Origin of the sequence: Sphingomonas sp. (assembly GCF_032114135.1) — a bacterium.
Lineage (GTDB): Bacteria > Pseudomonadota > Alphaproteobacteria > Sphingomonadales > Sphingomonadaceae > Sphingomonas.
In genome coordinates, this window is sequence record NZ_DAMCTA010000001.1 from 1,128,277 (window position 1) to 1,150,369 (window position 22,093).

The 22,093-nt window shown below is 68.0% G+C and carries 25 protein-coding genes; 19 read left to right on the forward strand and 6 right to left on the reverse strand.

Going from position 1 to position 22,093, the window contains the following annotated elements:
- Positions 1–8 precede the first annotated feature (8 nt).
- The 7 genes from RT655_RS05150 (at position 9) to RT655_RS05180 (ending at position 6,401) form a co-directional block, all read left to right on the forward strand.
- Positions 9–272 (forward strand): flagellar biosynthetic protein FliQ, encoded by a 264-nt coding sequence (locus RT655_RS05150; RefSeq protein ID WP_313535323.1) that lies wholly within the window; start codon positions 9–11, stop codon positions 270–272.
- The gene (gene fliR / locus RT655_RS05155; RefSeq protein ID WP_313535324.1) at positions 269–1,027 is read left to right on the forward strand and encodes a flagellar biosynthetic protein FliR; all 759 of its coding nucleotides are present in this window, start codon (positions 269–271) and stop codon (positions 1,025–1,027) included. Before RT655_RS05150 ends, fliR begins: the two co-directional genes overlap by 4 nt.
- The gene (gene flhB, locus RT655_RS05160) at positions 1,027–2,100 is read left to right on the forward strand and encodes a flagellar biosynthesis protein FlhB (protein WP_313535325.1); all 1,074 of its coding nucleotides are present in this window, start codon (positions 1,027–1,029) and stop codon (positions 2,098–2,100) included. Before fliR ends, flhB begins: the two co-directional genes overlap by 1 nt.
- Before the next feature lie 101 nt (positions 2,101–2,201).
- Positions 2,202–4,292 (forward strand): TonB-dependent siderophore receptor, encoded by a 2,091-nt coding sequence (locus RT655_RS05165; RefSeq protein WP_313535326.1) that lies wholly within the window; start codon positions 2,202–2,204, stop codon positions 4,290–4,292.
- Positions 4,293–4,300: 8 nt separating this feature from the next.
- A complete protein-coding gene (locus RT655_RS05170) occupies positions 4,301–4,600 on the forward strand; it encodes a ketohydroxyglutarate aldolase (RefSeq protein ID WP_313535328.1) in 300 nt (99 codons plus the stop codon).
- On the forward strand, positions 4,597–6,087 hold the full coding sequence (locus RT655_RS05175) for a PepSY-associated TM helix domain-containing protein (protein ID WP_313535329.1): 1,491 nt from the start codon (positions 4,597–4,599) through the stop codon (positions 6,085–6,087). Before RT655_RS05170 ends, RT655_RS05175 begins: the two co-directional genes overlap by 4 nt.
- Positions 6,084–6,401 carry a DUF3325 family protein gene (locus tag RT655_RS05180; RefSeq protein WP_313535330.1) on the forward strand — a complete coding sequence of 106 codons (318 nt, stop codon included), beginning with the start codon at positions 6,084–6,086 and terminating at the stop codon, positions 6,399–6,401. The genes RT655_RS05175 and RT655_RS05180 overlap by 4 nt, the downstream gene beginning before the upstream one ends.
- Before the next feature lie 3 nt (positions 6,402–6,404).
- Here RT655_RS05180 and RT655_RS05185 read toward each other — a convergent pair whose 3' ends face one another.
- On the reverse strand, positions 6,405–6,899 hold the full coding sequence (locus tag RT655_RS05185) for a nucleoside deaminase (protein ID WP_313535331.1): 495 nt from the start codon (positions 6,897–6,899) through the stop codon (positions 6,405–6,407).
- Between the two features lie 186 nt (positions 6,900–7,085).
- Here RT655_RS05185 and RT655_RS05190 point away from each other — a divergent pair, with 186 nt between their 5' ends.
- A complete protein-coding gene (locus RT655_RS05190; protein WP_313535333.1) occupies positions 7,086–7,223 on the forward strand; it encodes a hypothetical protein in 138 nt (45 codons plus the stop codon).
- Positions 7,224–7,322: 99 nt separating this feature from the next.
- Positions 7,323–7,700 carry a glycine zipper 2TM domain-containing protein gene (locus RT655_RS05195; RefSeq protein WP_313535335.1) on the forward strand — a complete coding sequence of 126 codons (378 nt, stop codon included), beginning with the start codon at positions 7,323–7,325 and terminating at the stop codon, positions 7,698–7,700.
- 56 nt (positions 7,701–7,756) lie between these two features.
- Here the strand turns inward: RT655_RS05195 and RT655_RS05200 are convergent, their stop codons facing one another.
- The 4 genes from RT655_RS05200 to mutM all read right to left on the reverse strand — a co-directional run bounded on the left by RT655_RS05200 (position 7,757) and on the right by mutM (position 11,227).
- On the reverse strand, positions 7,757–8,245 hold the full coding sequence (locus RT655_RS05200; protein ID WP_313535336.1) for an N-acetyltransferase: 489 nt from the start codon (positions 8,243–8,245) through the stop codon (positions 7,757–7,759).
- The gene (gene dnaA / locus RT655_RS05205; protein ID WP_313535337.1) at positions 8,242–9,621 is read right to left on the reverse strand and encodes a chromosomal replication initiator protein DnaA; all 1,380 of its coding nucleotides are present in this window, start codon (positions 9,619–9,621) and stop codon (positions 8,242–8,244) included. The genes RT655_RS05200 and dnaA overlap by 4 nt, the downstream gene beginning before the upstream one ends.
- A 436-nt stretch (positions 9,622–10,057) precedes the next feature.
- The gene (gene rpsT, locus RT655_RS05210; RefSeq protein ID WP_010545371.1) at positions 10,058–10,321 is read right to left on the reverse strand and encodes a 30S ribosomal protein S20; all 264 of its coding nucleotides are present in this window, start codon (positions 10,319–10,321) and stop codon (positions 10,058–10,060) included.
- A gap of 96 nt (positions 10,322–10,417) precedes the next feature.
- The gene (gene mutM / locus RT655_RS05215) at positions 10,418–11,227 is read right to left on the reverse strand and encodes a bifunctional DNA-formamidopyrimidine glycosylase/DNA-(apurinic or apyrimidinic site) lyase (RefSeq protein WP_313535338.1); all 810 of its coding nucleotides are present in this window, start codon (positions 11,225–11,227) and stop codon (positions 10,418–10,420) included.
- A gap of 126 nt (positions 11,228–11,353) precedes the next feature.
- Between mutM and RT655_RS05220 the strand changes: the two genes are divergently transcribed.
- The 10 genes from RT655_RS05220 (at position 11,354) to RT655_RS05265 (ending at position 21,082) form a co-directional block, all read left to right on the forward strand.
- Positions 11,354–12,085: a class I SAM-dependent methyltransferase gene (locus RT655_RS05220; protein ID WP_313535339.1), complete on the forward strand. Its 732-nt coding sequence runs from the start codon at positions 11,354–11,356 to the stop codon at positions 12,083–12,085.
- A 160-nt stretch (positions 12,086–12,245) separates the two neighbouring features.
- Positions 12,246–13,778 (forward strand): 2-polyprenylphenol 6-hydroxylase, encoded by a 1,533-nt coding sequence (gene ubiB, locus RT655_RS05225; RefSeq protein WP_313535340.1) that lies wholly within the window; start codon positions 12,246–12,248, stop codon positions 13,776–13,778.
- Entirely contained in the window at positions 13,775–14,893 is a 1,119-nt protein-coding gene (locus RT655_RS05230) for a hypothetical protein (protein ID WP_313535341.1), read from the forward strand. The genes ubiB and RT655_RS05230 overlap by 4 nt, the downstream gene beginning before the upstream one ends.
- Positions 14,890–16,062 carry a bifunctional phosphopantothenoylcysteine decarboxylase/phosphopantothenate--cysteine ligase CoaBC gene (gene coaBC / locus RT655_RS05235; RefSeq protein WP_313535342.1) on the forward strand — a complete coding sequence of 391 codons (1,173 nt, stop codon included), beginning with the start codon at positions 14,890–14,892 and terminating at the stop codon, positions 16,060–16,062. The genes RT655_RS05230 and coaBC overlap by 4 nt, the downstream gene beginning before the upstream one ends.
- A 226-nt stretch (positions 16,063–16,288) precedes the next feature.
- Positions 16,289–17,038: a hypothetical protein gene (locus RT655_RS05240; protein WP_313535343.1), complete on the forward strand. Its 750-nt coding sequence runs from the start codon at positions 16,289–16,291 to the stop codon at positions 17,036–17,038.
- Positions 17,039–17,040: 2 nt separating this feature from the next.
- Positions 17,041–17,487 carry a dUTP diphosphatase gene (gene dut, locus RT655_RS05245; protein WP_313535344.1) on the forward strand — a complete coding sequence of 149 codons (447 nt, stop codon included), beginning with the start codon at positions 17,041–17,043 and terminating at the stop codon, positions 17,485–17,487.
- A complete protein-coding gene (locus tag RT655_RS05250) occupies positions 17,484–17,861 on the forward strand; it encodes a hypothetical protein (RefSeq protein WP_313535346.1) in 378 nt (125 codons plus the stop codon). Before dut ends, RT655_RS05250 begins: the two co-directional genes overlap by 4 nt.
- Entirely contained in the window at positions 17,858–18,622 is a 765-nt protein-coding gene (locus RT655_RS05255) for a molybdopterin-synthase adenylyltransferase MoeB (protein WP_313535347.1), read from the forward strand. The genes RT655_RS05250 and RT655_RS05255 overlap by 4 nt, the downstream gene beginning before the upstream one ends.
- 47 nt (positions 18,623–18,669) lie before the next feature.
- Positions 18,670–19,689 (forward strand): SDR family NAD(P)-dependent oxidoreductase, encoded by a 1,020-nt coding sequence (locus tag RT655_RS05260; RefSeq protein ID WP_313535348.1) that lies wholly within the window; start codon positions 18,670–18,672, stop codon positions 19,687–19,689.
- 46 nt (positions 19,690–19,735) lie between these two features.
- Positions 19,736–21,082, forward strand: a complete 1,347-nt coding sequence (locus RT655_RS05265) for a nucleotide sugar dehydrogenase (protein ID WP_313535349.1) — start codon at positions 19,736–19,738, stop codon at positions 21,080–21,082.
- Between the two features lie 39 nt (positions 21,083–21,121).
- Here RT655_RS05265 and galU read toward each other — a convergent pair whose 3' ends face one another.
- Positions 21,122–21,991, reverse strand: coding sequence for a UTP--glucose-1-phosphate uridylyltransferase GalU (gene galU / locus RT655_RS05270; RefSeq protein WP_313535350.1), 870 nt, complete (start codon positions 21,989–21,991; stop codon positions 21,122–21,124).
- Between the last annotated feature and the right edge of the window lie 102 nt (positions 21,992–22,093).

Here is a 22,093-nt window from a genome sequence, read left to right on the forward strand (position 1 = left end):
ACCGCAACATGTCGCCTGCGCAGCTGATCAGCCTTACCGAATCCGCATTGATGCTGATTCTCACCGTCGTCGGTCCGCTGCTGCTGACGTCGCTGATCGTCGGCGTGTTCGTCGGCCTGCTCCAGGCGCTCACCCAGATCCAGGAAACCACCCTCACCTTCGTGCCCAAGCTGGTGTCGATGGGGCTGGTGTTCCTGCTGATGCTGCCCACCATCGGGCAGGCGCTTGGTCAGTTCATGGCCAAGATCAGCGACATGATCATCCACGGATGATCGTCCCCCCCGATCTCGCGCTGCAGGCCTCGGCCTTCTTCATCGTCTTCGCGCGGGTCGGGGCGGTGCTGATGCTGCTTCCCGTGTTCGGCGAGGATGCGATTCCCGGCCGCATCCGCATGTTCATCGCCTTCGCCATGTCGTTCGCGCTCTACGGCCTGATCGGCGCGCCGGCGCGGGCCGCGGTGCAGGCCGGCGCGGTGCTCCCGGCAATCCTGGTGACCGAGCTGATCACCGGGCTCGCGATGGGGATGATCGTCAAGATCCTGTTCTTCTCGATCCAGATGGCAGGCTCGCTGATGAGCCTCCAGATCGGCCTGTCCTCCGCGGTGATCTTCGATCCCTCGCAGTCCGGCCAGGCGCCGATCCTGTCGAAGATGGTCGGCATCATCGCTGCGCTGATGTGCATGAGCATGCAGGTCCATCACCTGTGGATCGGCGCGATCGTCCACAGCTACCAGACCTTCCCGATCGGCGGCATGCCGCCGATGCACGATTTCGCCGAGCTGGCGGTGGAGGCGATCGGTCGTTCGATGACGCTGGGCATCAGCCTCGCCGCCCCCTTCCTCGTCTACGGCATCGTCTTCAACGTGGCGCTCGGCCTTGCCGCGCGCGTCGCGCCGGCGATCCAGGTCTTCTTCATCGCCCAGCCGCTCAACCTGCTGCTAGGCTTCGCGCTGATGATCACCACCATCGGTACCATGCTCACCTTCTTCACCCAGACCATGGGTGACGTGCTGCAAAAGGGCTGGTGATGGCGGGCGGCGGCGACGATTCGGACGACAAGACCCAGGAACCTACCGACAAGAAACTCGAGGACGCGCGAAAACGCGGCGACGTGCCGATGGCGCCCGAAATGCGCCACGCCGCGATGTTCGTCGCGGCGCTGGTGGTGATGGGCGGTCTCGGCACCTACACGATCCAGCAGTTCGGCAACCTGTTCGTCCGCCTGTGGGGCGGTGCCGACGACTTTCGCTTCGAGCCGACCGGCGCGCAGAGCTTCGCCACCGGCCTGTTCGGTGCGATCGGCACGGCGCTGGCGCCGATCCTCGCCGCGCTGTTCGGCTTCGCGATCCTGGGCGGGGTGCTTCAGGGCCGACCGATGATCAGCTGGTCGCGGATCAAGCCGAAGTGGAACAAGCTCAATCCCGTCAACGGCGCCAAGCGCATGTTCGGCAAGCAGGCGATGGTGGAGTTCTTCAAGACCTTCGCCAAGCTCTGCCTCGTCGGCGGCATCGCCGCGGCGGTCGCCTGGCCGCATGCGGCGACGATCGATCGGCTGGTCGGTGCCGACCTGGTCGATACCGGCGCGGCGGCGAGCGACATCGTCCATTCGATGCTCCGCCCCATCGCGACTCTGGTGGGCGCGCTCGCGCTGTTCGACTTCGTCTGGCAGCGCCGCGCGTTCATGAAGCGCATGCGGATGAGCCTTCAGGAAGTGAAGGACGAATACAAGCAGAGCGAGGGCGATCCCAAGATCAAGGCCAAGATCCGCAGCATGCAGATGCAGCGCTCGCGCAGCCGGATGATGTCCAACGTGCCCAAGGCCAGCGTGGTCATCACCAACCCGACGCACTACGCCATCGCGCTCCAGTACGATCATGGCAGCATGGGCGCGCCGGTGGTGGTGGCCAAGGGCGTCGACACGATCGCGCTCAAGATCCGCGAGATCGCCACCGAGCACAACATCCCGCTGGTCGAAAACCGCCCGCTTGCCCGTGCGCTTTACGCCAGCGCCGAGCTCGACCAGCCGATCCCGGTCGAGCACTATGCCGCGGTGGCCGAGGTGATCAGCTATGTGATGCGGATCGCGCGCGGCCTGCGCTGAGGCAAATTTCGCACGCTAATTTGATAATGCGATTGACTCGCAATACACGGCACCCCTAAAGGCTCGCGCAGAAAACGAGACCCAAAGGGAAAAGCTGGATCATGCATTTGTCGCTGCGCACCGCCTTGCTCACCACCGCGCTGCTCGCCCTGCCGGGCGTCGCCATCGCGGGCACGGACGGCAACGCCGACGGCGAGGACCAGCAGAACCAGATCGTCGTCACCGGCGCGGCGGTGCAGCCCTCGCGCAGCGCCACCGGGCTGACGCTCACCCCGCGCGAGACCCCGCAGTCGATCACGGTCATCGATCAGGCGCGGATCCGGGATTTCCAGCTCACCAACATCAACGACCTGCTCGACCAGACCGTCGGCATCAATGTCGAGCGCGTCGAAAGCGACCGGACCTATTACAATTCCCGCGGCTTCGACATCACCAACTTCCAGGTCGACGGCATCGGCCTGCCCCTGCCCTATGGCATCCAGTACGGCGATCTCGACACCGCGCTGTTCGATCGGGTGGAAGCGATCCGCGGCGCCAATGCGCTGATGACCGGCGTCGGCAACCCGTCCGCGACGATCAACTATGTCCGCAAGCGCCCGACCGACACGCTGCAGGCGACCGCCACCGCGCAGGCCGGCTCGTGGAACCGCTGGCGCGGCGAGGCCGATGTCTCGGTGCCGCTCACCGACACGGTCGCGGTGCGGGGCATCTACGCGCACGAGCAGCGCGACAGCTATCTCGACTACAACCACGTCAATCGCAACGTGTACGGCCTGATCGCCGACTGGAAGGTGACGCCGCAGCTCACCGCGACGGTCGGGTATAGCCGCCAGGAGAACAACGCGGACGGCGTGCTGTGGGGCGCGCTGCCGCTCACCTACAAGGACGGCAGCCGCATCCCCTATGCGCGCTCGGCGACCACCTCGGCGCCCTGGACCTATTGGGACACCACCGACCAGCGCGCCTTTGGCGAGCTCGCCTATGACCTGGGCAAGGGCTGGCAGGCCAAGGGCGTGTTCACTTACAGCAACAACAAGCAGCAGGCCCGCCTGCTCTACGCCTTCGGTGCGCCGGACAAGGCGACCGGGCTCGGCATCCAGGGCCAGGTCGGCGCCTATCCGTCCGAGACCGACCAGTATCTCGGCGACCTCACCGCCTCGGGTCCGCTCCATTTGTTCGGCCGCGAGCACCAGCTGGCGTTCGGCGTCTCGACCGGCCGGCTCGACAACCGCCAATGGGAAGGCACGGGCAACAGCTACGTCGCCTACCCGGCCGTGCCGAACCTTTCGAGCGCGGTGATCGCCGATCCGGGCACCGGCCCGATCACGCTCAAGGCAGACAGCCGCACCGAGGTGACCCGCGCCTATGGCGCCGCGCACCTCAACGTCACCGATCGGCTGAAGGCCGTGGTCGGCGGCAGCGCGACCTGGCTCAAGTCGAGCGGATACTCCTACGGCGCGGACCAGTATCGCAAGAACAGCCGGGTAAGCCCCTATGCCGGGCTGACCTACGACCTGACCAAGAACGTCTCGGTCTATGCAAGCTATACCGACATCTTCAATCCGCAGATCGAGGTGGACGCCCGTGGCCGCCGGCTCGCCCCGGTGACCGGCACCAGCATCGAGGGCGGGTTCAAGACCGAGTGGTTCGGCGGCCGGCTCTACGCCACCGCCTCGCTGTTCCGCGCCAAGCAGAAGAACCTCGCGACCTTCGCGGGCACCTTCGAGCCGGGCGATCCCGGCCAACCGGGCAGCAGCTACTATAGCGGGCTCGACACCACCTCCCGCGGCTTCGAGATCGAACTCGCCGGCAAGCTGACCGACAACTGGACGATCAGCGGCGGCTATACCGGGCTCGAGATCGAGGATGACGCAGGCAAGGCCGCGCGCGTGTTCATCCCGACCAAAAGCCTGAAGCTCGCCACCACCTACACCGTGCCCGAGCTGCGCGACCTGAAGATGGGGGCCCAGCTGCGCTGGCAGAACAAGATTCGCAGCCCGGACTTCACCGTCACCCAGAACGACTATGCCGTGCTCGACCTGATGGCGAGCATCCGCCTGGTCGATCACGTTCGCGCCGCGATCAACGTCCGCAACGTAACCGACAGCAAATATCTGGGCAGCGTGATGTGGGGCCAGGCCTTCTACGCCGCGCCGCGCAACGTGCTCGGCAGCATCACCTTTAGTTACTGAGTCAGGGCATGGGGGCGCATCTCCGCAGCGGCTGGGGCTACCGGGCGAACATCGCGACGCGCGCGGTGGCCGGCAGCCTCGGCGCCTATCTGGTCGCGGCCTGCTTCGCGGCGGCAGCGGCGCGCACCCTGCCGCTGCCCCGGCTCGACGCGATCGTGCCGGCGACGATGCTCGCCTTTCTCGTCGCCCCCGTGGCAACGATCTGGGCCTTTCTCGCCCCCGGCCCGTTGCGCGCGCTGGGCGGCATTCTCGCTGCAGCCGCGCTGCTGGCAGGGATCGCCTGGGCGGCCGGGATGCCCGCGGCATGAGCGCGGTGCGCGACGGCGCCCGCCAGGCGATGGCGTGGCTGCATGGCTGGACCGGGCTGCTGCTCGGCTGGGTGCTGTTCGTGATGTGCCTCGGCGGCACGCTCAGCGTGTTCAAGCCCGAGATCGGCCGCTGGATGCGCCCCGAGACCATCGCCACCGCCGATCGCGCCACGGCACTGACCGCCGCGACCGGCTGGCTGGCCAAGAACGCGCCCAATTCGTTCGGCTGGTACCTGACGCTGGCCAACGATCGGATGAACACGGTCGAGGCGACCTATGATCCGGGCACCGGCTTCGTCTATCGCGCGCTCGATCCGGTCTCCGGCGCCCCTGCCCCGCGCGAGACGCTGGGCGGCGAATTCTTCTACCGGCTCCATTTCGAGCTCGAGCTGCCCTTCCCCTGGGGCCGGCTGCTTGCCTCGCTCGCGGCGATGGTGCTGCTGCTCGGGCTGATCACCGGCATCGTCGCGCATCGGCGGATCTTCAAGGACTTCTTCACCTTCCGGCCCGCCAAGGGCCAGCGCTCCTGGCTTGACGGGCACAATGCGGTCGGTGTGCTGGCGCTGCCCTTCCACCTCATGATCAGCTTCACCGGCCTGGTGACGCTGGCCACGCTCAACATGCCCTGGGCGATCAGCGCCAATTACGGGAAGGACACGGCGGCGATGTTCCAGGCGTTCCAGCCCGGACAAATCGACCGTCCTGCCGCCGGCAAGCCCGCGCCGCTCGCGCCCCTCGCGCCGATGCTGGCGGAGGCCGAGCGGCGGCTGGGCAAGCCGGTGGGCCGCGTGACGATCGCGCATCCCGGTGATGCGGCAGCGGTGATCACCATGTTCCGCGACGACGCCCGCCAGATCGCCTATGCCGCCGGCGCGGTGAGCTTCGACGGCACCAGCGGCCGGGTCCTCGCCGACTTCACCGAGAACCGCCCCGCGCTGCAGACCTATGGCGTGGCGTACGGCCTCCACCTCGCCCGCTTTGCCCCGCTGGCGACGCGTTGGCTCTATTTCCTCTGCGGGGCGATGCTGACGCTGGCGGTAGCGAGCGGGATGGTGCTGTGGGTGGTCAAGCGCCGCGAGCGCGCACCGCTCAGCCTCGGCAACCGGATCGTCGAGCGGCTGAATGCCGGCGTGCTGGCGGGCGTACCCATCGGCTGCGTCGCCTTCCTGCTCGCGAACCGGCTGCTGCCGCTGGGGCTGGCCAATCGCGCTGGTGCCGAAGTGTCGATCGCGCTGTGGAGCGCGACTGCGGCGCTTGCGGTCGGCGCCCTGCTCGCACCGAAGCGGAGCTGGCCGTTGCTGCTGACGCTGCTCGCGCTTGGCTGTGCCGCCGCCGCACTCCCCGGCGGTGCCTTTGCGGACAGCGTACAGGCGAGCGTGAGCCTCACCCTGCTGGCCGCCGCCCTCGCCTTTGGCTGGCTGGGCTTTCGCCAATGGCGCCCCCGGCCAGCGCCCACGCGCCGCCGCAGCCGCGAGCAGCTTGCATGATCGCCGCGGGCCTAACGCTGCTCGGCATGTTCGCGCTCGCCGCGGCCATGCCCCGCCACGCGCCTGCGCTGCTGGGGGCATGGGAACGCCGCGTGCCGGCAGCGCGGTTGCGCATCACCGGATGGGCGCTGCTGCTGGCGGCGCTCGCCGTCACCCTCGCCGCATCGGATTGGCCGCTCGCGCTGGTGACCTGGGGCGGCGTGCTGCCGTTCAGCGCCGCGCTCGTTCTACTGGGCCTGACCTATGACGTTCGCCTCGCGCGCGCCGCGGCCGTGCTGGGCGCCGCCGCCATCCTCGCGGGGCTGCTCCGCTAGCGCTTAGAGATTGGCCTGTTCCTCCACGGGCAGCTCGGCATCCGGGGGATAATAGAGCGTCGCGCATTCGGCGGCGAGGCAGCCGCCCTCGATCACGATGTCGTCACGATAGGCATCGCCGATGAAGCTCAGCGTATCGACATGCTTCGCCTCGAAATACATCGCGTGGACGTCGTCGCGCCCGGCGCCATAGACCACCCGGCCCACCTTCGACCAGATCGACGCCATGGTGCACATCCCGCAGGGCTGCAGCGTCGAGTAGAGCGTCGCCCCGCGCAGTTCGAGCCCGCCGGTGCTCTCGCACGCGCGGCGGATCGCCATCATCTCGGCATGCGCGGTGGCGTCGGGCAGTTCGTGCGTCTGGTTGCGCTCGGCGGCGAGCACCTTGCCGTCGAGCACGATCACGCAGCCCAGCGGCGAGCTGGACGGATCGGAGCCCTTCGACCGCGCGACCTCGATCGCCTTTCGCATCCAGTGTTCGTCGGTATCCGTCGCCATGCACATTCTCCCAAGCGCAGGCACAACGCTTCGCATGTGCATTGGTCGCGCGGTACCAAGGGACAGGGGGCCGGCCCGCCGCGGCTGCGGTGCTGCGACAATTTGCGACAATGTTGTGCGCGGCGCGAGGCAACCCGACCGGCGCTCTCGGGTTCCTTCCTCCTCTATCCAAGTGAGGAGTCCGACATGAAGATCAAGGCAATCGGTTCGATCTGTGCCGCGCTCGCCGCTGCTGCCATCGTCGCCACCCCGGCCGCCGCCGCGCCGCGGCACATGGTGAAGAAGCGGGTCTGCAAGGTCGAGCATCGCGGCCATGGCAAGTAACAGAAGCGCGTCCGGCACTGCCGCACCGTCTGGGTTCGCCGCTGAGGCACGCCTCCGGCATCGCACCCGCATGCCGCAGCATTTTTGAGGAGATACCGCATGAAGACGCTTTTCACATCGACCATGGCAGCCGTCGCCTGCATGGGCATGGTCGCGGTCAGCGCGCCTGCCACCGCCGCGCAGCAGCGCGATCACCGCTGGCACGACAATGACCGCAACTGGGATCCCGGCCAGTCCTATCGCCAGACCAACAAGGCCCCGCGCCGCCTCGGCCGGAACGACCGGATCTATCGCGGTCGCGACGGGCGGACCTATTGCCGCCGCTCCGACGGTACGACCGGCCTGGTGATCGGCGGCGTCGCCGGCGGTGTGCTGGGCAATGTGGTCGGCGGCGGGACGCTGGGGACGCTGCTCGGCGCGGGCGGCGGCGCGCTGCTCGGCCGTCAGGTCGATCGCGGCAACGTGAAGTGTAAGTAACGCATTGCGGGCACGGCGGCCGACGCCGTGCCCGTTCGCGTGTGCCTCCCGCGCCGTCAGAGCCTGCGGTAGAGAATCAATGCGTCCACCAGCCCGTGCGCTGGGTGGTCGAACGCCTCGGGCACGCGACCGATGGTCTCGAACCCGAGCGCCTGCCAAAGCCGCACCGCGGTTGCGTTGGTGCTTACCACGAAGTTGAACTGCATCGCGCGGAAGCCGCGCGCGCACGCCTCGCCGAAACTGTGCTCGGCCATCGCGCGGGCGATGCCGCGTCCACGCGCTTCCGGATGGGTCGCATAGCCGCAATTCGCGACATGCGCGCCGCCACCCGCCTGGTTGGCGCGGAGATAATAGGTGCCGAGCACCCGCCCCTCCGCCTCGGCGACGAAGGTCGCGCGATCGGCGCCCAACCAAGTTACCAGGGCGCTGTCGCGCGACAGGTCGCGGTCCAGCGCATAGGTGTCGCCGGCGCGGATCACCGGCTCCAGGATCGCCCAGATCGCCGCGCCGTCTTCGGGCACAGCGGGGCGAATCACTGGGCTCACCCCTCCAGGGTGCGCATCAGCGCGCGAACCGCGCCGTCGATCTCGACGTCCTTGCTGCGCAGATCCTCGATTCGCTTGACCGCATGGATCACCGTCGAGTGATCCCGGTTGCCGAACTTGCGGCCGATCTCGGGCAGCGAGCGCGTGGTCAGCCGCTTGGCGAGATACATCGCGATCTGGCGCGGGCGGGCGATCGCCACCGCGCGGCGCGCCGAGATCAGGTCGAGCTGCTTTACTTCGAAATGCGTCGAGACCGCGCGCTGGATCTCGTCGATCGTGATGCGCCGCTGGCTGGTGCGCAGCACTTCGCCGAGCACGCTGGTCGCGAAGTCGATGGTGATCGATTCGTTCGACAGGCTGGCATAGGCGACGAGGCGGTTCAGCGCGCCTTCGAGCTCGCGAACGTTGCTGGTGATCCGTGCGGCAAGCAGGTCGGCAACCTCGGCGGGCATGTCGACCGCCGGCATGTCCTTCAGCTTGCGCTCGACGATCGCGCGGCGAAGGTCCAGCTCGGCAGGCTTGATGTCCGCCACCAGCCCGGCGCCGAGACGGCCGACCAGGCGCGGCTCGAAGCCTTCCAGCGCCTGGGGCGCGCGGTCGGCGGCGATCACCAGTCGCTTGCCGGCGCTCATGAACTCGTTGACCGTGTGGAAGAATTCTTCCTGGGTCGCGTCCTTGCCGCCGATGAACTGAAGATCGTCGATCATCAGCAGATCGACCGAGCGCAGCCGGGTCTTGAACGCCAGCGTGTCCTTGTTGCGCAGCGCCTGCACGAACTCGAACATGAAGCGCTCGCCGGTGGAGTAGATCGCGGTCGCGCCGGGATTCGCCTCGAGAAAGGCGTGGCCGATCGCGTGCATCAGGTGCGTCTTGCCCTGGCCGGTGCCCGCATGAAGATAGAGCGGGCTGAACATCGGCACGCCCGGCTGCGCGACGGTGCGCGCGGCGTTGAAGGCAACGCGGTTGGTGGTGCTCACCACGAATCGATTGAAGGTGAAGCGCGCATCGAAGGTGGGACGCTCAGCCGGCTCGACCAGGGTTTCCTTGCGCGGCGCGGGCGTCGGCGCGGCGCTGAGCACGCGCTGCTCGGCGTCCTGCAGCGTCTCCAGCGTGACGCTGCGCACGTTCGGCAGCACCGCGCGAAACTCGAGCAGCAGCCGCTCGCCATAGTGATTCTTCACCCACTGGGTGAGGAACGGCGAGGGCAGGCCCAGACGCACGGCGTGCGAATCGCTACCCTCGATCAGGACCACGGGCTTCAGCCACTGGTCGAACAGCCGCTGGCCGGCCGAACGGCGCAGGTTGGTGCGCACATGCGCCCAAGCCTTGGCGACGTCGCGGCCTTCCTCACGTTCCAGCGGTTGAACCTGAGTCACTTTGACGCACCCTTCCTTCGCGGGAATCACGATTCCCGCGTTCAAAAACCATTGTCGATCATGAGGCCCATCGCAGCCGGTCATGCCCCCGGAGACGCGCGATGAACTCGTTGTCCCCCCAACCAGCAGCGTGGCCGGGACGCTTGTTGTAGGAAGCTCGAACTGAGTCGAGCAAGGGCCTGCCATGTAAACTTTCTGAAATAGTTTTGTTGACAGCCCGAACCCCTAGGAAAACCGTGGGGGCGCAAGAATTATCGAACTATTCCCGATGCTTAGCTTGGTAAAGCGAGAGTCTAAACGGATCGAATCGACACGACTCGTGGATTCCCGCGATTCGCTCGGATTGCCCAAAATTTAACCATTTTCTTGGGCTGCAAACGCGAAAAACCCCGCCGGACGGAGTCCGGCAGGGCTTTTCATTACCGAATAATTACGGTTAGGCGAGCGCCTGAAGACGCTTGTTGAGGCGCGAGAACTTCCGCGCAGCCGTGTTCTTGTGGAGCACGCCCTTGGCGACGCCCCGTGCGATTTCCGGCTGCGCAGCGGCGAGCGCTTCGGTGGCAGCGGCCTTGTCGCCGGCGGTCAGCGCAGCTTCGACCTTCTTGACGAAGGTACGGATGCGGCCGACGCGTGCACCGTTGATCTCGGCGCGGCGGTCGTTGCGACGGATGCGCTTCTTCGCTTGCGGCGTATTCGCCATTCGGTCTTGTTCCTGCTCGAAATGGGTGAGGCGCGGAAGCGAGCCCACGCCGGAAAGACGGGCCCTTTACCGGCTACGGCGATTCGGGTCAACCATTCAGCGCTGGCATTTTGCACAATGGAAGGTGGAGCGCCCCGAATCCACGCGACGCTGCACGAGACGGCCGCAACTGCAGGGCTCCCCTTCCCGCCCATAGACGCGCCACTCCTTGGCGAAATAGCCGAGTTCGCCGTCGGGTCGGGCATAATCACGCAAGGTGGAGCCGCCGGCACGAATCGCCGCCTGCAGCACCTCGGGCACCGCCTCGACCAGTTTCTCCAGCTTGGCTCGCCCGATCGCCCCCGCCGGCTTGGTGGGCGCTATGCCGGCGAGGAACAGCGCCTCGCACACATAGATATTGCCGAGGCCCGCGACGATTCGCTGATCGAGCAGCAGCGCCTTTACGGGGGCGATTCGGTCCGCGAAGGCTGCCACGAGGTGCGCGGCGGTGAAGTCCGGCCCCAGCGGCTCCGGCCCCAGTGCCTTGAACGCAGGCCACGCTTCCAGCTCGGCGGTCGGCACCAGGTCCATGGAGCCGAATCGCCGGGGGTCGTTGAGCGCCAGCCGGTGCCGCGCGGTCTCGATCACGACATGGTCGTGCTTGCCCAGATCCGCCGGATCGATCCGCCAGCGGCCGGACATGCCAAGGTGGAACACCAGCGTGTCCGCGCGGTCGGTATATATAAGGCCATATTTCGCCCGGCGGGCGAGGCCGGTGACGGTCGCCCCGGTCAGCCGCTGGCCGAGATCGACCGGGAATGGCCGGCGCAGGTCCGCACGGTTCAGCAGCACGCGCTCGATCCGCTGCCCCTCCAGCACGGGGGCCAGGCCGCGAACGGTGGTTTCTACTTCGGGAAGCTCAGGCATCTGGCGCTACAGCTAGGAAGTGGCAGGCGGAATGTCACCACCCCAAGATCTCCCCGTGCCGGGGAGGATCTACAATGCCCCCTCAGCCCTCTTGGTTTGGCCGTCGCCTGCGGCTAAGGCACCCCCATGCCCGATACCGTCTCCTTCGGTTACGAAGACGTCGCCCCTGAGGACAAGACCCGCCGCGTCGGCGAGGTGTTCTCGAATGTCGCCCGCAACTATGACCTGATGAACGACGCCATGTCGGGCGGCATGCACCGGCTGTGGAAGGACCGCTTCGTCCGCCGGGTGAAGCCGCGCGCGGGCGAGCACATCCTCGACATGGCCGGCGGCACCGGCGACATCGCCTTCCGCATGGCCGAGACCGGCGCCGCGATCACGGTCGCCGACATCAACCCGGAAATGCTCGCCGTCGGCGTCGAGCGCGCCGCCCAGCGCGGCATTGACGGGCTGGTGTGGACCGAGGCCAATGCCGAGACGCTGCAATTCCCCGATCGCTTCTTCGATGCCTATACGATCGCGTTCGGCATCCGCAATGTGACCGACATCCCCAAGGCGCTCCGCGAGGCGCACCGCGTGCTCAAGCGCGGCGGCCGCTTCTTCGTGCTCGAATTCTCGACCACCCAGTGGCCGGGCTTCGCCGAGATCTACGACGCCTATTCGCACAAGTTGGTGCCGAAGCTCGGCAAGCTGCTCGCGCAGGACGAGGACAGCTATCGCTACCTGATCGAATCGATCCGTCGCTTTCCCGACATGCCCAGCTTCGAGCGGATGATCGCCGAAGCGGGCTTCCGGCAGACCAAGGTGGAGCCGCTGCTCGGCGGACTTGTCGCGATCCACAGCGGCTGGAAGATTTGATGGCCGACCCCGTTCGATCCTCCCCGGCACGGGGAGGGGGACCGCGCGCGCCAGCGCGTGGTGGAGGGGGATCGCCCCACCGGACTCGCACGTGGATAATCCCCTCCACCAAGCCGCAATGCGGCTTGGTCCCCCTCCCCGTCCCGGGGAGGATCTGGGCATGACCGCCCCCGCCGTCCATCTCTGGCGCCTGCTCAAATGGGGCCGCATCCTCGCGCGCCACGGCGCGCTGCGCGGCATCGAGCGCGACGCCAACACCCCGCGCCCGGTACGCCGCGTCGCCCGCCTCGCCCGGCTGGGCGCGCGCGTGCCGGAGGTCCCCGCCTATGCGGATGCCTTCCAGGCGATCGGGCCCGCCGCGATCAAGCTTGGCCAGACGCTCGCGACCCGCCCCGATCTCGTGGGCGAGGCCGCCGCGCACGACCTGCTGCGCCTGCAGGACGCGCTGCCCCCCGTGCCCTTCAACATCATCCGCGAGCGGATCGAGACCAGCTATGGCCGCCCGCTCTCCGCGATGTTCGCAGAAGTGGAGGAAGCGCCGATCGGCGCAGCCTCGATCGCGCAGGTCCACCGCGCGGTGACCACCGATGGCCGCCGCGTGGCGGTGAAGGTGCTGCGCCCGGGCATCGAGAGCGACTTCGCGCGCGCGATCGACACCTATGAATGGGCCGCCGCCCAGCTCGAAGCCTATGGCGGCGAGGCACGCCGCCTGCGCCCGCGCCTGGTGATCGAGAGCTTCAAGCGCTGGACCGCGCGCGAGCTCGACTTCCGCCGCGAGGCCGCCTCGGCGTCCGAGCTTGCCGAGGGCATGACCGCCGAGCCGGACTTCATGGTTCCCCAGATCGACTGGCAGCGCACCACCGGCAAGGTGCTGACGCTGGAGTGGATCGACGGCATCAAGCTGAGCGACCGCGACGCACTGGTCCGCGCCGGGCACGACATGCCGGGCCTCGCCGGCAAGCTGATCAAGGCATTCCTGCGCCAGGCGATCGCCGAAGGCTTTTTCCACGCGGACATGCACCAGGGCAATCTGTTCGCCCTGCCCGATGGCCGCATCGCCGCGATCGACTTCGGCATCATGGGCCGGATCGACCGCCGCGCGCGCGTGTGGCTCGCCGAGATCCTCTACGGGCTGCTCACCGGCGACTATAAGCGCGTCGCCGAAATCCATTTCGAGGCGGGCTATGTCCCCGCGCACCACAATGTCGCCGAGTTCGCCACCGCCCTGCGCGCGGTGGGCGAGCCGATGCGCGGGCTGCCGGTGAAGGAAATGTCGATCGGCGGCATGCTCGACGGCCTGTTCTCGATTACCCGCGACTTCGACATGATGACGCAGCCGCATCTGCTGCTGCTGCAGAAGACGATGGTGATGGTGGAAGGCGTCGCGCGCGGGCTCGATCCCGACATCAACCTGTGGGAAGTCTCCGCGCCGTTCGTGCGCGAATGGATCCGCACCGAGCTGGGGCCGGAGGCGAAGGTCGCCGATCGCCTGATCGAGGATCTGCGCACCCTCGCCCGCCTGCCGGAGCTGGTCCGCAACATCGAACTGCGCTTCCCCGCCCCCGGCGGTGCGCCGCCCGAGCCGCCCCTGCGCGAGATCCAGGTCGTGCGCGTCGGCGGCGGCTGGCGCTATGCCCTGGTGAGTCTGGTCGCCGCGCTGGCGGGCGTGGCCGGAACGCTGCTGCTGAAATGACCGGGCGCGCGCGCCGCCTCTGGACCCTGCAGCCGAGCCGCTTTGCGGCCCTGTCCCGGGGCCGCGCGCGGCTGGCCTGGCTTGCGCTGCTGCTGCTGGTGCTCGCGTCGCTGACCGCGCTGGCGGTGCCGTCGCTCACCGGCGATGGCGAGACCACCCAGGCGACCGCCGATCGGATGACCGATGTCGGGCTGTACGAGCGCGTGGTCGCCGCGATGAAGGGTGGCGACACCTATTATGTTGCGGCCAGCGATGCGATGCGCGCCGGCGCCTACCCGCTACGCCCCTTCTTCACCATGCGCCTGCCCGCGCTCGCGGCGCTCGAGGCGCTGATCCCCGGATGGGCGAGCATCGCCTTGCTGCTCGCACTCGCTGCGCTGACCGCGTTCGCCTGGGCGTCGCGCGTCGGCGTCGCGCTTACCGGCTTGTTCCCGCGCGCGGTGATGATGCTGCTGCTTGCGGTCTCGATGCTGGCCTTTTTCCAGCCGGGGCTGGTGCTGTTCCATGAAATCTGGGCGGGCCTGCTCGTCGCACTGTCGCTGGCGCTGCGCCGCCCCGGCCGCGCGCTGGAAGCGATCGCGCTCGGCCTTGCCGCGATGCTGATCCGCGAGACGGCAGCCCTGTACGCGATCGTCATGCTGGTCTTCGCCTGGGGCGAGGGCCGGCGGCGCGAGGCGCTGGGCTGGGGCACGGCACTGCTGCTGTTCGCCGGGGTACTCGCGTTGCATGCGCATGCCGTGGCGGGCGTGACCGGGCCGCTCGATGCCACCTCGCCAGGCTGGTCCGCGTTCAACGGGCCAGGCTTCTTCCTCCGCGCGCTGGCCACCTCCACGGCGCTCCAGACCCTGCCGGTTGTGGTCGGCGCGGTACTGATCGTGCTGGCGCTGCTCGGCTGGGCGAGCTGGGACGAGCCGCTGGGTTTGCGGATGTTCGCGCTGCTGATCGCCTATGGCGTGGTGATCTCGATCTTCGCGCGGCTCGACAATTTCTATTGGGCGCTGATGATCGCCCCCGCTGCGCTGGTCGGCTTGGTGTTCGTCCCCGATGCGCTCGCGGATCTGTGGCGGCGCGCGCTCGACCGGCGGCGGATCACGGTTACAACGGTGACGCCATGAAGCGTATCCTGCTCATCGTCGGCGGGGGCATCGCCGCCTACAAAGCGTGCGAACTCGTCCGCCTTTGCCGCAAGGCCGGGATCGGCGTCACCTGCGTGCTCACCGAAGGCGGCCAGCATTTCGTCACGCCGATGACGCTGGCGGCGCTGTCCGAGAACCAGGTCTACACCACGCTGTGGGACCTGAAGGACGAAGCGGAGATGGGCCATATCCAGCTCAGCCGCCAGGCCGATCTGGTCGTCGTCGCGCCCGCCACCGCCGATCTGCTCGCCCGCATGGCAGGCGGTATCGCCAGCGACCTGGCGACGACGCTGCTGCTCGCCACCGACAAGCCGGTGCTCGCGGCCCCGGCGATGAACGTGCGGATGTGGGGCCACGCCGCCACCCGCCGCAACGTCGCCCAGCTCCGCGCCGACGGCGTGACCGTGCTGGAACCGGACGAGGGTCCCATGGCCTGCGGCGAATATGGCCCCGGCCGCCTGCCCGAGCCCGAGGCGATCCTTGCCGCGATCCAGCAGGCGCTCTCGCCGGTGGCGCAGCGGCTGGACGGCAAGCATGTCCTCGTCACCGCGGGCCCGACGCACGAGCCTATCGATCCGGTGCGCTACATCGCCAACCGCTCCTCGGGGAAGCAGGGCTTCGCCATCGCCGGTGCGCTGGCGGCACTGGGTGCGCGCGTCACGCTGGTCGCCGGGCCGGTGACGCTGCCCACACCGGCGGGCGTCATCCGCATCGACGTGGAGACTGCGCGCGAGATGGCTGCGGCGGTCGAGGCCGCCCTCCCCGCCGACGCCGCGGTGATGGTGGCGGCGGTGGCCGATTGGCATGTCGAGACGGCGTCCCAGAAACTGAAGAAGGGGGATGCCGCGCCGCTGCTGCACCTCGCGCAAAATCCTGATATTCTCGCCGGACTGGCGCAGGGACCGCGCCGGCCGCAGCTCGTGGTGGGCTTCGCGGCGGAGACCGAGCGAGTTATCGAACATGCCGTCGCGAAACGCACGCGCAAGAACGCGGACTGGATTGTCGCCAACGATGTTTCGGGCGATGTGATGGGGGGTGAAGCCAATGCCGTCCATCTCGTCACCGCCGAGGGCGTCGAAAGCTGGGAGCGCGCGTCCAAGACCGACGTCGCCCGCCGCCTCGCCGAACGGATCGCCGATGCGCTGTGAGACCGCGCACAATCCTCCCCTGCAAGGGGAGGTGGCAGGCCGCAGGCCTGACGGAGGGGTGTCCCCGCTTGGGGCGCTGCCCTTCCGCGCGCACCGCGACACCCCTCCACCGCCCTTCGGGCGGTCCCCCTCCCCCTCCGGGGGAGGATCAAGGACGCGCGCTGCCCTTTCACTCCTGGCACCCCTTACCCTGCTCGCCGGCTGCACCGCGCCCGTCGCCACCAGGATGCACACCGTCGCCAAGGTGGAGCCCGCGCTCAACCTGCACGCGCGCAACTTCGGCGCCACCGCGCCGGACACGGTCCGCACGCTGATCGTCGTCCTCCACGGCGATGGCGGCCCGGAATCGCGCAGCGACCATTATCGCTTCGCCGAGGCCGCCACCCAGAGCATTCCCAACAGCGCCGCCGTCGCGCTGCTGCGGCCGGGTTATGGCGATGCCGCCGGTAACCGCTCGCCGGGCCAGGCCGGGCTCGGCTTCGGCGACGACTATACCCAGGAGCGGATCGACGCGATCGCGGAGTCGCTCGGCGTTCTGCGTCGCCGCTTCGCCGCCGCGCGGCTGATCCTGGTCGGCGATTCGGGGGGGGCGGCGATCGCCGCCGACATTGCGGGAATCCGCCCCGATCTGGTCGATGCGATGGTGCTGGTCGGCTGCCCCTGCGCGCTGCCCGAATGGCGCAAGGGCATGCAGAAGCAACCCCATGGTGCCGCCTGGGCGACACCGGTCGCCAGCCTCGACCCGCTCAAGACCGCGGGCGGCGTGATGCCGGGCATGCGCGCCGCAGTGCTGGTCGGCCTCGACGACAAGATCACGCCCCCGGCGCTCTCGCGTGCCTATGCCGAGGCTCTTGCACTTCGCGGCATCGCTACCGATCTTCGGATCGTCCCCGGACGGGGACATGATCTGCTCAACGATCCCGAAGTGCTGGCGGCAACCACCCGGCTGGCGACCACGCTTCCCACGAAAGGCTGACCTTGCTGCCGCCGATCCGTATCGCGATCCAGCGCCTGCCCCATGGCGAGACCCTGCCCCTCCCCCGCTACGCCACCGACGGCGCCGCGGGTATGGACGTGGTCGCCGCCGAAGCGGTGACGATCGCACCCGGCGCGCGCCACGCCGTCGCTACCGGCTTCGCCATGGCGATTCCCGCGGGCTATGAGGTGCAGGTCCGCCCCCGCTCGGGGCTGGCACTCAAGCACGGCATCACCTGCCTGAACACGCCGGGCACGATCGACAGCGATTATCGCGGCGAAATCAAGGTTATCCTGGCCAATCTTGGCACCGATGACTTCGCGATCGCCCGCGGCGACCGCATCGCCCAGCTGGTTCCCGCCCCCGTCCAGCGCGCTGACCTGGACGAAGTGACGGGCCTCGACGAAACCACGCGCGGGGCCGGCGGTTTCGGCTCAACTGGGCGATGATCGGTAGTTTTGCCCTCGCGCTCGCGCTGCAGGCGACGCCCCCGCGAATCGACTGGCCGTCGCTCGCGCCGCTGCCCTACCGCGCCGAACCGCAGATTTCGCCGGACATGCTCGCCTTCGTCGCCAGCGAAGTGACGACGCGCAAATGCCCGGTCGTCATCGGGCCGGGGCTGACGCTGAGCGTCGACGTCGCCGTGCTGGTCGACGCGCAGGACAATATCCGCACGACGGTGCCGCGCGCGATCCAGTGCCCGACGGTGGAGCAATATGCCGCCGCGATGGTCGCGGGGGCGGCGCGCGGCAACCTGCTGCCGCGCCGGGCCAGCGCCGATCAATGGTACCGCACGATGGTAACCTTCACCTGGCCGAAATGATGCTTTCCGACGAGGAGCTGGAACGGTACGCCCGGCACATCATCCTGCGCGAGGTGGGCGGTGCGGGCCAGGCGAAACTCAAGGCCGGACGGGTGCTGGTGATCGGTGCCGGCGGCATCGGCGCGCCGGCGATCCAGTATCTCGCCGCTGCGGGTGTGGGTGCGCTGACCATCGTCGACAACGACATAGTCGATCGCTCCAATCTCCAGCGGCAGGTGCTGTTCGGCACCGCCGATATCGGTACCGGCAAGGCCGAAGCCGCCGCCGCCCGCGTCGCCGCGATCAATCCCAATGTCGCGGTCCGCGTCGATGCGCGCCGCCTCTCCGCCGACGAAGCCCCCGCACTGATTGCCGGGCACGACGTCGTGCTTGACGGCACCGACAATTTCGCCACGCGCCTTGCCGTTGCGGATGCGGCGCTCGCCGCTCGCGTGCCGCTGGTCTCCGCCGCCGTCGCAGAGTTCGAGGGCCAGCTCGGCACCTTTCGCGGCTGGGAGGCGGAAAAGCCGTGTTACCGCTGCTTCGTCGGCCACGATCCCGAGCGCGAGGGCGTCAGCTGCTCCGAACAGGGCGTGCTGGGGGCGCTGACCGGCATCCTCGGCAGCCTCGCCGCGCTGGAGGTGATCCGCGCGATCACGCCGTTCGGCGACGATACCGCCGGCAAGCTGCTGCTGGTCGACGCGCTGGCCCTGCGCTTCCGTACGCTCCAACTGCCCAAGGATCCGGGCTGCCCGGCTTGCGGCACGGGAACGCTCCGGTAAGGAGAAGCGGCCTAGGAGCGGCATCGACACGCAGTATAGGAGCCATGATGACCGAACCGACCACCAAGCCGCCGCGCGTGCTCGTCACCGGATCGGCAGGGTTCATCGGCTTCCACACCGCCAGCCGCCTGCTCCAAGCCGGCGCGACGGTGCTCGGCATCGACAATTTCTCGGATTACTATGACGTCGCGCTCAAGGAAGCGCGCAACGACATGCTGTCCAACCATCCGAGCTTCCGGGTGGCGCGCCTTTCGATCGAGGATCAGACCGCGCTCGCCGCCGCCTGGGCCGAATTCCAGCCCGACGTGGTGATCCACCTCGCAGCCCAGGCCGGCGTCCGCTTCAGCATCGAGCAGCCCGCCAGCTATATCGGTGCGAACATCGTCGGCACGTTCAACCTGCTAGAACTCGCGCGCCACCATCCGGTACGCCACTTCCTCGCCGCATCGACCAGTTCGGTCTACGGTGCCAACACCGACATGCCGTTCGGCGAAACCCAGCGCACCGCCACCCCGATGAGCCTCTACGCCGCCACCAAGGGCGCGACCGAACTGATGGGCCACAGCTACGCCCACCTGTTCCGCACGCCCATGACCTTCTTCCGCTTCTTTACCGTCTACGGCCCCTGGGGTCGGCCGGACATGGCGCTGTTCAAGTTTACCCGCGCCATTCTCGCCGGCGAGCCGATCGACGTGTACAACAATGGCGCGATGGTGCGGGACTTCACCTTCATCGACGATCTCGCCGAATCGATCGTGCGGCTGATCGATGCCGTGCCCGGCGATACGCCGGTGGAAGGCGACAGCCTCTCGCCCGTCGCGCCGTTCCGCATCGTCAATATCGGTGCGGGCCGCCCAACCCCGCTGATGGACTATATCGGCGCCGCCGAAAAAGCGCTGGGGCGTGCCGCCATCAAGAATTTCCTGCCGATGCAGGCCGGCGACGTCCCAGCGACAGAGGCGGCCTCCGACCTGCTCCGCCGCCTCACCGGCTATGCTCCGGCCACCACGCCGGAAGACGGCGTGGCCGCGTTCGTCCACTGGTATCGCGCGCATTATCAAAGCTGAAACTGGCGCTGGTGCATGAGGGCCGCTCCCGATTGGAGCGGACAAGATGACCTTCGAGTGGCCGGCGCACGGATTGAAGCTGCAGACCCGGATCGAGACACGCGCGGCGACGATCGGCGTGATTGGCATGGGCTATGTCGGCCTGCCGCTGGCAGTGGCGTTCGGTGAGGCGGGCTGCTCCGTTCTCGGCTTCGACCTCGATCCCGAGAAGGTCGTCGCGCTCAACCGGGGCGAGAGCTACATCAAGCACATCCCCGGTGATCGCATCGCCCCGCTGGTCGGCGACAAGCGCCTTGCCGCCACGGCTGATCTCGACCGGCTGGGCGAAGTCGACGTGCTGCTGATCTGCGTGCCGACCCCGCTCACCCGGCACCTCGAACCCGATCTCGCCTATGTCGAGCATACCACGCGGGCGATCGCGCACACGCTGCGCAAGGGCCAGTTGGTGATCCTCGAATCTACTACCTATCCCGGTACCACCCGCGAAGTGATGCAGCCGATCCTGGAGGAAGGCGGCATGGCTGCCGGCAAGGACTTCTTCCTCGCCTATTCGCCCGAGCGCGAGGATCCCGGCAACCCGACCTTTTCCACCACCAAGATTCCCAAGGTGGTCGGCGCCGACGATCCCGCTTCGGCCGGGCTTGCCATGGCGCTCTACCGCCACATCGTGCCGCAGGCGATCCAGGTTTCCTCCGCGGCGACCGCAGAGGCCGTAAAGATCACCGAGAATGTGTTCCGCGCGGTCAACATCGCGCTGGTCAACGAGCTTAAGCTGATCTTCACCGCGATGGACATCGATGTGTGGGAAGTGATCGAGGCGGCCAAGTCCAAGCCGTTCGGCTTCATGCCCTTCTATCCCGGCCCAGGCTTGGGCGGCCACTGCATCCCGATCGACCCCTTCTACCTCACCTGGAAGGCGCGCGAGTATAACCAGCACACCCGCTTCATCGAGCTTGCCGGCCAGATCAATGCGGACATGCCGCAGCACGTCATCCGGGTGCTTGCGGACACGCTCGACGCCCGCTTCGGTCGCGGCCTGCGCGGGGCACGCATCCTGGTGCTGGGGGTGGCCTACAAGAAGAATGTCGACGACATCCGCGAGAGCCCGTCGCTCCGCCTGATGGAACTGATCGAGGCCCGCGGCGCGACCGCCGACTTCCACGACCCGCACGTCGCCCAGATCAACGGCACGCGCGAGCACCCGACGCTCAACTATCGGCACGGGGTGGCGTGGGACGAAGCGGCGATCGCCGACTATGACGCGGTGCTGATCGCCACGGATCACGATGCGGTCGACTATGCCAGCCTCGTCGCCTCGGCGAAGCTGGTGATCGACACCCGCAATGCCTGCGGCAAGGCCGGCGTATCGGGCGAGAAAATCGCCCGCGCGTGAGGCGGCGCGCCAGACTGTCCGACACGCCGCCCGACAGGCTCAGCCCAGCGCCTTCTCCGCGAAGGCACGTACTGCCGGTTCGAGGTCCGGACGCGACAGCGCCACTGCCAGGTTCGCCTGAATGAAGCCCGCCTTGTCGCCGCAGTCATAGCGGGTGCCCTGGAAGGTCACGCCGTGGAACGCCTGGTCGCCGATCATCTTCTGCATCGCGTCGGTCAGCTGGATTTCGCCGCCCGCGCCCTTGCCCTGGTTCTCCAGGATACGCATCACTTCGGGCTGCAGGATGTAGCGGCCGATCACCGACAGGTTCGACGGTGCGGTACCCGGCGCCGGCTTCTCCACCAGGCCCTTCACCTCGGTCAACGCGCCCTCCTGTGTGCCCGGGGTGATGATGCCGTAGCGGTGGGTCTGATCGTCCGGCACTTCCTCGGCGCAGATCAGATTGCCGCCGACCTTGTTATAGGCGTCGACCATCTGCTTGAGGCAGCCCGGCTGGCCGAACATGAAGTCGTCGGGCAGCAGCACCGCAAAGGGCTCGTCGCCGACGATGTCGCGGGCGCACCATACCGCATGGCCCAGGCCCATCGGCTCCTGCTGGCGGACATAGGCGATGTTGCCGGGCTTGAGGCGCGTGCCGTCGAGCACTTCCAGCGACTTGCCGCGCGCGGCCATGGTCGCTTCCAGCTCATAGGCAATGTCGAAATGGTCTTCGAGCGCGGACTTGCCGCGACCGGTAACGAAGATCATCTGCTCGATGCCCGCTTCCACCGCCTCGTCGACGGCATATTGGATCAGCGGACGGTCGACGACCGGCAGCATCTCCTTCGGCATCGCCTTGGTGGCGGGCAGAAACCGGGTACCGAGACCCGCAACCGGGAACACGGCCTTACGCAGCGGCTTGATCGTCATAACCCCCCTCGTGGTTCATTTTGGGTGCAGTGCGGCATAACCTTATCCCGCGCCGGTGGCAAACGCGCGGAACCCGTAATGGTTCGGTTAGGCATCTACGCT